Here is a 12,168-nt window from a genome sequence, read left to right on the forward strand (position 1 = left end):
TCTACGCCCTCAATCTTCCAGAACCCAGGTGTCCTTGGTGCCGCCGCCCTGGCTGGAATTGACCACCAGCGAGCCTTGCTTGATCGCCACGCGGGTGAGACCGCCCGGAATGATCTTCACCTTGTCGGAAACCAGAACATAGGGCCGCAGATCGACGTGGCGCGGGGCGATGCCCTTGTTGACGAAGATCGGCACGGTGGACAGAGCCAGCGTCGGCTGGGCGATGTAGTTGGACGGGCGTGCGCTGAGCTTTTCGGCAAAGTCGGAGCGTTCCTTTTTTGTCGCCGTCGGCCCCACCAGCATGCCGTATCCGCCTGACCCGTGAACTTCCTTGATCACTAGGTCCGCGATATTTTCCAGCACGTATTTGAGGCTGGCCGGCTCGGAACAGCGCCAGGTCGGCACGTTTTCAAGAAGCGCCTTGCGACCCGTGTAGAATTCGACGATTTCCGGCATGTAGGAATAGATCGCCTTGTCGTCGCAGATGCCGGTTCCCGGTGCATTGGCGATCGTGACATTGCCGGCGCGGTAGACATCCATGATGCCGGGAATGCCCAGCGCCGAATCCGGGCGGAAGGTGAGAGGGTCGAGGAAATCGTCGTCGACACGGCGATAAAGAACGTCGATCGCCTCGTAACCGCGGGTGGTGCGCATCTGCACCTTGCCGTCGAGCACGCGCAGATCCGAACCCTCCACCAGTTCGACGCCCATCTGGTCGGCGAGGAAGGAGTGTTCGTAGTAGGCGGAATTGTAGATGCCGGGAGTGAGCACGGCAACGCGCGGCTTGCCCTTGCAGCCGGGAGGGGCGACAGCCGCGAGCGACTGGCGAAGCAGGCGCGGATAATCCTCGACCCGCTGCACCTTGTTCAAGGTGAACAGTTCGGGGAACATCTGCATCATCGTCTCGCGGTTCTCCAGCATGTAGGAGACACCGGAGGGCGTGCGTGCATTGTCTTCCAGAACGTAGAACTGGTCTTCGCCGGTGCGCACGATGTCGGTGCCGACGATATGGGTATAAACGCCACCCGGTGGCTTGAAGCCGATCATCTCGGGCAGGAAGGCGACGTTCTTCTCGATCAGTTCGCGCGGGATGCGGCCTGCCTTGATGATCTCCTGCTTGTGGTAGATGTCGTCGAGAAAGGCGTTGAGCGCCAGAACCCGCTGCTCGATGCCCTGGGCCAGCTTGCGCCATTCGCGAGCGGAGATGATGCGGGGAATGATGTCGAAGGGGATGAGTTTTTCTGAACTGTCCGCGTGGCCGTAGACTGCGAAGGTGATGCCGGTCTTGCGAAAAATGTTTTCCGCATCCTGAGTCTTGCGGATCAGATGTGCGGTGTCCTGCGCCGCGTACCACTCGTGGTAGTCTTTATATGGTGGGCGCGGAAGGTTCTCCGCAGTTAACATTTCATCAAATGCCAAAGAAGCGTTCCCCTTTTTTTGGCCATAAGAATACAACGCAGAGGGCAATGCAAGAACCATGCGCAGTTGCCGAAGATAAAATCGAAACTCCACTTGGCGCTTAGGAAATAGGGTATTTGAGGCTGCCGCCCAGAGCTGAAACCGATAGGTCAAGATTTGCTAACATTCGTCCAATCAATGTGTTGCCCGTTAAAGCGCCAAGTGCTCACGGGATGATCAACGTCATTGACGATTGCCGTCAGATTTTCTGCTTTGACCGGGAAATATTGTCCGCCTATGGGAACTAACCTCTTTGACGGAAGCCAATCATGCTTGACCGCCTCGCGCCGGCGATATTTGCCTTTCTATGGTCCACGGGCTGGATCGTTGCGAAATATGCGGCCATGCATGCCGACCCGATCACCTTTCTCGCCGTGCGCCATGCTCTCGCGGCGTGTGCCTTTGCCGGCCTCTGTCTGCTGATCGGGGCAAAGTGGCCCAAGAGCGGGGTGGGATTCGGCAAGGCCATTCTCTCCGGCGTGTTTCTGCACGGGCTTTATCTTGCCGGTGTCTGGTATGCGATCGGGCAGGGGGTGCCGTCGGGCCTGTCCGGCATCATCGCCGGGCTGCAACCGTTGTTGACTGCATTGGCAGCCACCTTCCTGCTTGGCGAACGGCTTTCTTCTCGCCAGCGCATCGGCCTCGGGCTCGGCTTTGCCGGCATACTGATCGCGATTTCACCGCAGCTTCTGGCCAGCCTTGCTGCCGGGCTGACGGGGCTCGGCATTCCACTGATCATCAATCTCGTCGCCATGACATCGGTGACCTACGGAACCATCTATCAGAAGCAGCATCTGCAGCAGGCAGACCTGATGGCGACGGCGACGCTGCAGTTCGTCGGCGCCTTGATCGTCACCCTGCCGATCGCCCTTCTGACAGAGGACATGCGTTTCGACTGGACATGGCAGGCGATCGCGTCGATGGCATGGTCGGTGATCGGCATTTCGATGGGGGCGGTGTTCCTGCTGCTTCGGCTCATTCGGCACGGACAGGTCTCGCGCGCGGCATCGCTGATCTATCTGATGCCGCCCATGGTGGCTATCGAGGCCGCGATCCTGTTCGGCGAACCGCTGACCTTGCCGGTGGTGGTTGGCACGGCGATCGTGGTTACGGGGGTGTATCTGGTGAACCGGAAGGCCGCCAATTTCAAAAAGGAAACAACTTGGCGCGGGTAATGCCAGCTTTGGTAAACGTGTCGAGCAGGTCTGCTTGTCGATCGTGAGTTAAAGCGCGTAGGGGGATAGGGTCCCAAATTGCTCCTCTCCGCAAGATCAGAAGGATACTGTCGTTCATTGCCCAAGATCTGAAATCCTGCAGGGGAACGCGCCAAAGTGAAACGCCTTGTTCGAAGGTAATGGTGTCGTTGTTCCAACTAAGTTCTATAGGCTTGTTTGCTTGAAACCGAGCCTTGAAATTGCGCAATGCCGCCCGTGAGGCGATGAAACCAGCCGCCAAGCTCAAAAGGGCAATGCTCAGAGGAACGCGGACAATTCTCATCAGCATCTGCATGTTGAGGTCATCATACATCAGCTCAGCGTAAGCGCTGATAAGGACGATCAAAATCAGGCAGGATATCAAGTAAACTCGATTGCCCCATTTTGTTCGTCGCCAGAGGCGGTGGGCGCTCAGGATATCTTTGTCTGATAGGTTGTATCTTATCAATTTCGCCCCTTTGGTTGTGGTCCTTATGCTCACCTAGGAGGCTCTATGATCAAAGTAAAGCCGCCTGAGGCAAGACCCGAGGCGGCTTCAATGCTTATTTGTATTTTAGATTTGCAGCTTACGCCGGACGGCGCTTGCGGCCTTGAAAACCGCCGCCGCGCTGTTCGTCGCCACGAGCAGGGCCGGGATTGCCGAAGCGGACGGGGCCGCGACCTTCGCCCTGGCTGGTCTTCTGCGGGGTATGGCGGTTCTGGCCACCGGTCTTTGCCGGAGCCTGCGCACCATCGGTCGCACCTGCCTGATGCTGCTGGCGCTGTTTGCCGGCTTCGTGGGCGCCGTGGGCGGCGCGGTCACGATTGCCGCCATTGTTCGGCTGACGCTGGCCCTGGCCCTGGTGACCACGGTTCTGGCCGCCGCCGCGCTTCTGCTGCTCGCCACGGTTCGGACGGAAGTCCGAGGTCGCTACCAGATCGTTGTCGCCTTCGGAGCGCGGAGCCTCCTCGTTGCGGCGCTGGCCACGAAACTCTTCGTTGCCGCGGTTGTCGCGCTGCGGACGATTGTTGGAGCCACCACGATGTTCCTGGCGCTCTGCGCGCTCTTCCGAAGCACCTTCTGCGCCTTCCGCGAAGAACGGCTTGCGGGCCGGGCGCTCGCGGCGCTTGGACTTGCCGCCTTCGCCGTTGCCACCAGCGTTGCCGCGAGCGTTTCCACTGCGGGCCTTGTTGCCGCCGCGGCTGTTGTTGTTGCCGTTGCCGCGAACGGGACGGTTGAGCGCTTCCGGGCGCTCGCCGGATGCGGACTTGATCTCGATGCCCATCAGCTTTTCGATGTCGCGCAGGAGCAGCGTTTCATCCGGGGCGCAGAACGCGATCGCGATGCCGTCACGGCCCGCACGTGCCGTACGACCGATGCGGTGAACATAGGCATCCGGCACTTCCGGCAGGTCGTAGTTATAGACGTGGCTGACGGCCGGAATGTCGATGCCGCGGGCGGCAACGTCGGTGGCGATCAGTGTCTTGATCTCGCCGTCACGGAAACCCTTCAGTGCCCGCTCGCGCTGGCCCTGGCTCTTGTTGCCGTGGATGGAGGCGACAGAGAAGCCGATATTGTCGAGATGCTTCATCAGCTTCTCGGCAGTGTGCTTGGTGCGCATGAAGACGATCGAGCGGCCATCCGGATTTTCGAGCAGCGACTTGCGCAGAATTTCCGTCTTGTCGCCCTTGCCGGCGACGAAATGGACATACTGTTCGACCTTGTCGGCAGCCTTGCCCGGAGGCGTGACTTCGACCTTGACCGGATCGGTGAGGAAGTCGGCAGCGAGATCGGCGATCGCCTTCGGCATGGTCGCCGAGAAAAGCATGGTCTGGCGCTTCTTCGGCACCATCTTGGAGATCTTGCGCAGGTCATGCACGAAGCCCAGGTCGAGCATCTGGTCGGCTTCGTCGAGAACGAGGAAGCGAACGGTCGTCAGGCCGATGGCGCGGCGGGCGACGAGATCGAGCAGGCGGCCGGGCGTGGCAACCAGAATGTCGGTGCCTTTTTCCAGCTGCAGCTGCTGCTTGTTGATCGAAACGCCGCCGACGACGAGATTGATCTTCAGCGGACGGCCCTTGGCGAAGGACTTCAGGCTGGCGGCGATCTGGTTTACCAGTTCGCGCGTCGGCGCAAGGATCAGCGAACGGGTCGTGCGGTTGTCGGGACGCGTGCCATCGGCAAGCAGGCGCTCGATCAGCGGCAGGCCGAAAGCGGCTGTTTTGCCGGTGCCTGTCTGGGCAAGGCCGATCAGGTCGCGGCCTTCAAGAAGAAGAGGGATAGCCTGCGCCTGGATCGGCGTCGGGGTTTCAATGCCAAGCGCGGTCAGCGTGGCGACGATCTGCTTGGAGACACCAAGAGATTCAAAATTCGTCAAAGCGAATACCTTTCGGGGCGCCAGAAAACGACATGCCTGCATGGCACCATGCCATGTGGGCTGTTTCTGGCGTCAAGAACCCCGCGTGATTTGGGAACTTGTGTGTTGGAAATTGCTTCCCAGCGCTTGAACCCTGAGTGTCAGGGCGATCTATCTGTGCGCCTTGTTCCTTCTTTGCGATCTTTGTTGTCGCAGGGCCAACTCACGCGGCAGCCGGAAGGTGAAAGCATGAGCGGCATTTGGTGGATTTGCCGAGAAAAGTCAAGGATATTTCGCAAATGCGAAGCGCAGGCCAGCCATGCGGCCTGCGCTTTAGTCTCGTCAGGCCTGTTGATCCGGCTTGTTTGCAGCCTTGGTCAGGCCAAGCGCGTGATAGAGCACGATCGCGCCGATCGTAGCGGTGCCGATGCCGTCGAGCGTGAAGCCCGCGACATCGAGCTTGAAGTTGCCGGCGCCGAGAACCAGCGCCACACCGACGGTAATCAGGTTGCGCGGCTCGGAAAAGTCGACCTTGTTTTCCACCCAGATACGGCCGGCAGTGGCGGCGATTAGGCCGAAAACGACGATCGACAGACCGCCGAGAACAGGCCCCGGAATGGTCTGGATCAGCGCGCCGAACTTCGGCGAGAAGCCGAGCAGGATGGCGACGAAGGCGGCGACGAGGAAGACCAGCGTCGAAAAGATGCGGGTGACCGCCATGACGCCCATGTTTTCGGCGTAGGTCGTCATGCCGGTGCCGCCGAAGAAACCGGAGAAGATCGTTGCGACACCGTCACCGATGAAGGCGCGGCCGAGATAGGGGTCGAGATTGCGGCCGGTCATGGCGCCGATCGCCTTGATATGCCCGAGGTTTTCGGCAACCAGGATGACGACGACCGGGGCGATCAGGGTGATCGCGGAGGCCGAGAAGACCGGTGCGGTGAAGGTCGGCAAACCGAACCATGCGGCGGCAGAGACGCCGGAGAAGTCGATCGGCGTGCCATAACCCATTCCGTTGGCCAGCACGAGATAGAGGATATAGGCGAAAGCGCCGCCGAGAAGGATCGGTAGGCGGCGGGTCATGCCGGGAGCGTAGACGGCGACGAGGCCGACAGCCGCGACGGTAGCAATCGCTACCCAGCGCGACAGCTGGCTGCCGTCGGGCGCCGTCGCACCGGTGCCGGATGCGCTAGCGATCGCGATCGGTGCGAGCACGAGGCCGATTGCGGCGACGATCGCGCCGGTCAGGACCGGTGGCATCAGACGCTCGATCCAACGGTGGCCGGCCATCATGACGATGATACCGATCAGGGCGTAAAGCGCACCGGCTGCGATGATGCCGCCCAGCGCCAAGGCGATATTCGGGTTAGGCGCGCCGGCTGCGGCCGCAGTTGCAACCAGAACCGGGCCGATGAAGGCGAAGGAGGACCCGAGATAGCTCGGCACGCGGCCACCGACGGCGATGAAGAAGATGAGTGTCGAAAGGCCGGAAAACAGGATCGATACGTTCGGATCGAAACCCATGATCATCGGGGCAAGCACGGTCGAGCCGAACATCGCCACCACATGCTGGAAGCCCAGCACCACCGTCGGCCCAGCCGGCAGACGTTCGTCGGGCAGGATGCGCCCTTCCGTCTTCAGCCGCCAACGCGGAAAATACCCACCCGTCTCGCTCATGTCTCGCCCTATCCCTGTTGCGTCCCGCCAAGCGACCCGACACGTTTCCGGTGCCGTGCTTTTTCGATTTATAGTCTCATAAGGCGGGAATGAATTTTGCCTGTCGCGCGGGCACGGGATCGCCGCTGTTGCTTCGATGGATCGTGCCGGCTCGCAAAAAGCCTCGTTAACGCTATCATTGGCCGATGTCATCGGCGGGCAAGTGGTTTCCCACAGCGCTGATGCCTTTGAAGGCGGAAATCCTGTCGCAGTTCAAAAGGCGATGGTGACCTGTAACCCGGCTTGCCGCCGGTTTTCGATCGACAGGGTCAATCCGTAGACGGTGCAGATTTCCTTGACGATGGAGAGGCCGAGACCTGTTCCCGGCACCTGTTCGTCGAGGCGTACGCCGCGTTCGGTCATGCTGCGGATCTTTTCGGGATCGACGCCGGGACCGTCGTCGGCTACGGTCAGTCGGCGGTTTTTCCAGGTGATAGTCACTTCGCCTGCGGCCCATTTGACGGCGTTTTCGACGATATTACCGATCATCTCGCGAAGGTCATGCGGATCGAGAGGAACGTCTGCCGGCTCGCCGATCTCGACATTCCATGTCAGCGCTTCACCTTCCGGCGTTCGTTTCAGCGTGCGGACGATCTGGTCGGTGATCTTTTCCATGTCGGCATCGGATTGGCGCAGTTCGGCATTGGCGACGATGCGGCTTCTTGCCAGTTCCGCCTCGACATGGGCGCGCATCAGCGCCACCAGCCGGTCGATCTCGTCGGCCATCCCGGTCTCGCCCTTCTGGCGCAGCGTCAGTGCGTCGTTGGAGAGCACCGTCAGCGGTGTTTTCAGCCCATGTGCCAGATCGCCGGCGCGGGCGCGGGCCTTGGCGATTGCCTGAGCCTGGGCGTCGAGGAGGCGGTTGACCGATGTTTCGACGGGCTCGAATTCCTTCGGCAAAACGCCTTCCAGCCGGCCGCCGCGTCGTTCGCGGATACGGTCGAGGCCGGTGGTCAGTGCTGCCAGCGGCTTCAGGCCGAAGACGACCTGGATCAGCGACGCGCCGATCAGGAAAAGTGCGAGGCCTGCGAGATAGGGCAGGATGTCGAAGGCGAAGCGATAACCGGCTTCCTGCAAGGGTTTGCGATCTGCCGCGACGATGATCTGCAGGGTCTTCAGGCCTGCGGGCGTCGGCACCATGATCTGGCGCTGCTGGGCGGTCAGCGTCGCGCCGTCCGGCCCGGCCATGTCGTAGCGAAGAACCCGCCCGTCGCTCGGCAGATCGGCAGGTGAAGTAAGCGTATAATCCCAAAGCGAGTGGGAACGCAGGCGGGCAGGGGAGGTGTCGTCGCCGATCTGCCAGTAGAGCCCGCCATAGGCATCCTCGAAACGCTTGTCGAAGAAGCCGGCCGGGCGTTCGGGTGTGCCATCGGCGGCAAAACGCAGCGAGGCGGCGAGATTGTTGATATGGCCGGTCAGTTCCGCATCGAGCCGGCGTTCCAGATTGGCGGAAAAGACCGAGACCATAAACAGGCAGGCCAAGGCAAGCGCCGCCGGGACCGTGACCAGCGAGACGATCAGAAAACGGTTGCGGATCGAGAGCGGACGGCGCCCGGCCTTGATGTCTTCGCTCATGTGGTGCCGATCCGGTAGCCGTAGCCGCGGCGGGTGACAATGACTTCCCTGCCGAATTTCTTGCGCAGCCGGGCGACGAGAACCTCGACCGAATTGCTCTCTCGCTCGAAATCCTGTGCGTAGAGTTGCTCGGTCAATTCCATCTGCGAGACATGCCGCTCTGCATTGGCCATCAGAAAATGCAGGCAGCGATATTCGAGCGGCGTCAGTTCCACGGGCAGGCCGTCGACCGAAGCACTCTTTGCGCGCGGATCGAGCTTCAGCCTGCCTGCCTGCATCACTGGAGCCGCTTTGCCCTGCGAGCGGCGGATGATGGCGCGCAGGCGGGCCAGAAGCTCGGGCATCTGGAAGGGTTTTGCCAGGTAATCGTCGGCGCCGGCATCGATGCCCTCGACGCGCTCTTCCCAGTTGCCGCGGGCAGTCAGGATGAGAACGGGCAGTTCCCGCTCAGTGGCGCGCCAGCGTTTGAGAACCGACAGGCCATCGAGTTCGGGCAGGCCGAGATCGAGAATGACGGCGGCGAATTCTTCTGCGTCACCGCGGAACCAGCCGCTCTCGCCGTCACGTTCATGCTCGACCAGATAGCCGGCATGTTCGAGATGGCGGGTGACGTCGCGGGCGATCAACGGGTCGTCTTCAACAAGCAGGATACGCATGGCAATCAATCGTCGTCATCGTCATTATCGACATCGAGAACGCGGCCATCCCTGGCGTCCATCTCGATTTCGACAAGTCGACCATTACTCCTCAGCACCTTGAATTCGTAGATGAAACGCCCGTCGTCTTCATCCAGCTTGACGCGGATGATCTCGCCCGGAAACGCGCGCCGCACTTCCTCCTGCAAGGCGGAAAGCGGCATGACCTCACCGCGGTTCACGGCATCGCGCAAGCGGTCAAGATCATGGTTGTCATCGCCCTTCGAAGGCGGGGCCGTAAAGACCAGAGCAGACAGAAGGGCGAGGGCAGTGAGGCGTTTCAACATCCGCTTCTTCTAACACGGGTTTGCTGAAATTTAGCTGACATCGCCTGTCAGTTATCGCTCAGCGCTAATTTCGTAAGGTCTCACCATCGGTTAGGCAAGGATGCCTCGGCCGGATCAGTTCGAAAGGAACCCGTCATGAAAAGCATTATCCTTGCCGCCGTTGCTCTCTCTTCCGTCGGCTTTGCCTCTGTCGCCCATGCGGATGACGATGATCGTCGCCGTTGCGGCAATGTGCCGATCGCCGACTGGATGAGCGAAGCGGATTTGCGCAACAGGATCGCGCCGCTTGGTCTGGAAATCCGCGATATCAATATCGATGACGGTTGCTATGAGGTCGAGGCCCGCAACAAGGATGGCCGCAAGATGGAAATCAAGTTCCACCCGCAATCCGGCGAACAGGTGTGGATCGACGGCGACGACGATTGATCGCGTAGAATAGATAAAAGAAAAAGGCGGCGGTTCTTTCACCGCCGCCTTCAGCATCTCTGACTTCAGATATTAATAGCAGACGCGGGCGCGATAAGCTTCGCCATATTCGTTTTCCACCCATTCGAGATGGCAACGCGGCGGCGGCGGGGCCGGCTCGTAGTAAGCAGGGCGGTAAACGACCCGCGGCGGCGGCGGTGCGTATTCGTATTGCGGCTCGACATATACCGGTCGCTGCGAACCGGAAATGATTGCGCCTCCGATAAGACCGCCGGCAAGACCTGCGGCGGCGCCGATCAGGACGTCGTCGCCGTGATGATGGCGGTCGCGCGCTTCTGCGGCAGGTGCGGTCGCGGCAAGTGCGCCTGCGACGGACAGGGCGACGAGGCTCGCGGAAACTGTTTTCTTCATGAACGTCATGATCGTGGTCCTTTCCCTCTGGTTCGTTCCAAGGGCACGTTCATAAGATGGTGCTCAATCTCGGCAGATTGATGGAAGGAAACAGGACTTAGTCTGAACGCCTGTTCACACTCGATCATCCAGAGGTTGATTTTTGCCGTTGACGCGCAACCCCTGTCTCGCTTTGTGGCGAGATTGCGGCGACGCTGCGCCGGTTTGAAGGCGTTCAGAAATCGGTTGTCACACCGCCTTCAGCCTTGCGCCTGGTCACGAAAGAATCGAGTTCTTCTCCTATTGCGGGATCAAGTGCCGGCTGCTGGTAATTGGTCAGTGCTTCCTTGTAGATCCGGTTGGCATGGTCATAGGTGGTCGGCCTGCCTGCCTCGGTCCACGTTTCGAAATTGCGCCAATCTGAAAGGATAGGCGAATAGAAGGCTGTTTCGTAACGTGCGAGTGTATGCGGGGTGCCGAAGTAATGGCCGCCGGGGCCGACATCGCGCACCGCATCTAGCGCCAGGGCGTCGGCGCTTACGTCGAGCGGCGTCAGGAATTCCGCCACCATCTGCAACATGTCGACGTCGAGAATTAATTTCTCGAAGGATGCCGTCAGTCCGCCTTCCGTCCAGCCCGCGGAGTGAAGCACGAAGTTGCCGCCCCCTTGCGTCAGCGCCCAGAGCGACATGGAGCTTTCGTATGCCGCCTGTGCATCGAGCGTATTGGCGGCATTGGTGTTGGAGGTCCGGTAAGGAATGCCGTAGCGGTGGGCCAGTTGCCCACCGGCAATCACCGCCTTCATATATTCCGGGGTGCCGAAAGCGGGTGCACCGGTCTTCATGTCGACATTGGACGTGAAGCCGCCATACATGACGGGTGCGCCCTTTCGCACCATCTGGGTGAAGGCGATGCCAGCCAGCGCCTCGGCATTCTGCTGCACCAGAGCGCCGGCGATCGTTACCGGCGCCATGGCGCCCGCCAGCGTGAACGGCGTCATGATGACGACCTGGCCGCGCGACGACATTTCGATGATCCCTTGAAGCATCGGCCCGTCGAGACGGAGCGGGGAGGATGAGTTGATGACGGTGAAAAGCGATGGCTCCGTCGCCATCTGCTCCATCGATATGCCTCTTCCGATACGGGCAATTTCAAGTGCATCGAGATTGCGCTGTGCGCCAAGCGAATAACAATGAAAGACCTTGTCGGTCAGTTTCACCAGATCGGACAGGCAGTCGAGGTGACGAACCGAAGCATGAATGTCGATCGGCTCGACCGGATAACCGCCGGTCGTGTGGATGATGTCGTAATGCTGCGCGAGTTTGATCAGCTTGCGAAAGTCTTCCTGATTGCCGGCGCGGCGACCACCCTCGCGATCGGCAACGAAAGGGGCGGAAGCGACCTGCGCGAAGACCAGGTTATTGCCGCCGATGCTGACATTCCGCTGCGGATTTCGGGCATGCATGGTGAAGCTTGACGGCGCGGATGCGATCAGTTCCTCGATCAGGCCACGGTCGAAACGCACCCGGTTGGAGCCGGGCGTAACATCTGCTCCCGCCATCTTCATCCGCTCACGCGCTTCCGGCAGGATGATGTCCATACCGATTTCCTCAAGCACAATCAGCGAGGCGCTGTGAATGTCTTCAATCGCTTCGGGCGAGAGGATACTAGTCTTGTCTATCGTGTTGACCAGGTTGCGGTATTTTGTCCCGCTCAGGCCTGAGCGGAGGCGTTCGCCACCTCTGCCGCCGCTGCGGCGGCGTCTTTCACCGCTCGTCGGGCCAGCATCTGCTTCAGCAGGAGAAGGCGTCGTAATCTCGCTCATGACTATCCCATCTGCGGCGGTCCTTTCGCAGACTGTGTCAAATTCCCTTCACGGTTGCCCTCGCCATTTGCGACGATGTGCCGCCTCTTCCAGGACATCACGCCGCTCCGGCGAAAATTCTGCAATCGCTACATGAAAATCCGGGTATCGACTTGTGGTAAAAACGCGTTGTAAACACTCGCCATGGTGTTATCGTCGCCATCACGGCCGCAGTGAATCGGCCCAAAAAATTGCCCGGGAACATAA

Annotated in this window: 11 protein-coding genes; 2 read left to right on the plus strand and 9 right to left on the minus strand. The window is 60.3% G+C overall.

Features of this window, described 5'->3' with window-relative positions; genetic code table 11:
• Nucleotides 1-9: 9 nt before the first annotated feature.
• Nucleotides 10-1,419 carry a circularly permuted type 2 ATP-grasp protein gene (locus GGE33_RS03625; protein WP_183685228.1) on the minus strand — a complete coding sequence of 470 codons (1,410 nt, stop codon included), beginning with the start codon at nucleotides 1,417-1,419 and terminating at the stop codon, nucleotides 10-12.
• Between the two features lie 305 nt (nucleotides 1,420-1,724).
• On the opposite strand from GGE33_RS03625, the gene GGE33_RS03630 reads away from it, so the two are divergent.
• On the plus strand, nucleotides 1,725-2,633 hold the full coding sequence (locus tag GGE33_RS03630) for an EamA family transporter (RefSeq protein WP_183822324.1): 909 nt from the start codon (nucleotides 1,725-1,727) through the stop codon (nucleotides 2,631-2,633).
• On the opposite strand, the gene GGE33_RS03635 is transcribed toward GGE33_RS03630, so the two are convergent.
• The 6 genes from GGE33_RS03635 to GGE33_RS03660 all read right to left on the minus strand — a co-directional run bounded on the left by GGE33_RS03635 (nucleotide 2,605) and on the right by GGE33_RS03660 (nucleotide 9,281).
• The gene (locus tag GGE33_RS03635; RefSeq protein ID WP_183821272.1) at nucleotides 2,605-3,120 is read right to left on the minus strand and encodes a hypothetical protein; all 516 of its coding nucleotides are present in this window, start codon (nucleotides 3,118-3,120) and stop codon (nucleotides 2,605-2,607) included. The two genes, GGE33_RS03630 and GGE33_RS03635, sit on opposite strands and share 29 nt — an antisense overlap.
• 118 nt (nucleotides 3,121-3,238) lie before the next feature.
• Entirely contained in the window at nucleotides 3,239-5,029 is a 1,791-nt protein-coding gene (locus GGE33_RS03640) for a DEAD/DEAH box helicase (RefSeq protein ID WP_183821273.1), read from the minus strand.
• Between the two features lie 321 nt (nucleotides 5,030-5,350).
• Complete coding sequence (locus GGE33_RS03645) at nucleotides 5,351-6,685, minus strand: solute carrier family 23 protein (protein WP_183821274.1); 1,335 nt, start codon at nucleotides 6,683-6,685, stop codon at nucleotides 5,351-5,353.
• Between the two features lie 252 nt (nucleotides 6,686-6,937).
• Nucleotides 6,938-8,299: a sensor histidine kinase gene (locus GGE33_RS03650; protein WP_183821275.1), complete on the minus strand. Its 1,362-nt coding sequence runs from the start codon at nucleotides 8,297-8,299 to the stop codon at nucleotides 6,938-6,940.
• On the minus strand, nucleotides 8,296-8,955 hold the full coding sequence (locus GGE33_RS03655) for a response regulator transcription factor (RefSeq protein WP_183821276.1): 660 nt from the start codon (nucleotides 8,953-8,955) through the stop codon (nucleotides 8,296-8,298). The genes GGE33_RS03650 and GGE33_RS03655 overlap by 4 nt, the downstream gene beginning before the upstream one ends.
• A gap of 5 nt (nucleotides 8,956-8,960) precedes the next feature.
• Nucleotides 8,961-9,281, minus strand: coding sequence for a PepSY domain-containing protein (locus tag GGE33_RS03660; RefSeq protein ID WP_183821277.1), 321 nt, complete (start codon nucleotides 9,279-9,281; stop codon nucleotides 8,961-8,963).
• 135 nt (nucleotides 9,282-9,416) lie between these two features.
• On the opposite strand from GGE33_RS03660, the gene GGE33_RS03665 reads away from it, so the two are divergent.
• Nucleotides 9,417-9,707, plus strand: coding sequence for a PepSY domain-containing protein (locus GGE33_RS03665; RefSeq protein ID WP_183821278.1), 291 nt, complete (start codon nucleotides 9,417-9,419; stop codon nucleotides 9,705-9,707).
• Nucleotides 9,708-9,779: 72 nt separating this feature from the next.
• Here the strand turns inward: GGE33_RS03665 and GGE33_RS03670 are convergent, their stop codons facing one another.
• On the minus strand, nucleotides 9,780-10,127 hold the full coding sequence (locus GGE33_RS03670; protein ID WP_183821279.1) for a hypothetical protein: 348 nt from the start codon (nucleotides 10,125-10,127) through the stop codon (nucleotides 9,780-9,782).
• Between the two features lie 205 nt (nucleotides 10,128-10,332).
• Nucleotides 10,333-11,922, minus strand: a complete 1,590-nt coding sequence (locus GGE33_RS03675) for a trimethylamine methyltransferase family protein (RefSeq protein ID WP_183821280.1) — start codon at nucleotides 11,920-11,922, stop codon at nucleotides 10,333-10,335.
• Between the last annotated feature and the right edge of the window lie 246 nt (nucleotides 11,923-12,168).

Source organism: Aliirhizobium cellulosilyticum (assembly GCF_014198105.1).
GTDB lineage: Bacteria > Pseudomonadota > Alphaproteobacteria > Rhizobiales > Rhizobiaceae > Neorhizobium > Neorhizobium cellulosilyticum.

Coding starts and splice junctions, on each gene's coding strand:
- GGE33_RS03645 (WP_183821274.1), bottom strand. CDS start 6,685: ATGAGCGAGACGGGTGGGTATTTTCCGCGTTGGCGGCTGAAGACGGAA.
- GGE33_RS03650 (WP_183821275.1), bottom strand. CDS start 8,299: ATGAGCGAAGACATCAAGGCCGGGCGCCGTCCGCTCTCGATCCGCAAC.
- GGE33_RS03655 (WP_183821276.1), bottom strand. CDS start 8,955: ATGCGTATCCTGCTTGTTGAAGACGACCCGTTGATCGCCCGCGACGTC.
- GGE33_RS03660 (WP_183821277.1), bottom strand. CDS start 9,281: ATGTTGAAACGCCTCACTGCCCTCGCCCTTCTGTCTGCTCTGGTCTTT.
- GGE33_RS03665 (WP_183821278.1), top strand. CDS start 9,417: ATGAAAAGCATTATCCTTGCCGCCGTTGCTCTCTCTTCCGTCGGCTTT.
- GGE33_RS03670 (WP_183821279.1), bottom strand. CDS start 10,127: ATGACGTTCATGAAGAAAACAGTTTCCGCGAGCCTCGTCGCCCTGTCC.
- GGE33_RS03675 (WP_183821280.1), bottom strand. CDS start 11,922: ATGAGCGAGATTACGACGCCTTCTCCTGCTGAAGCAGATGCTGGCCCG.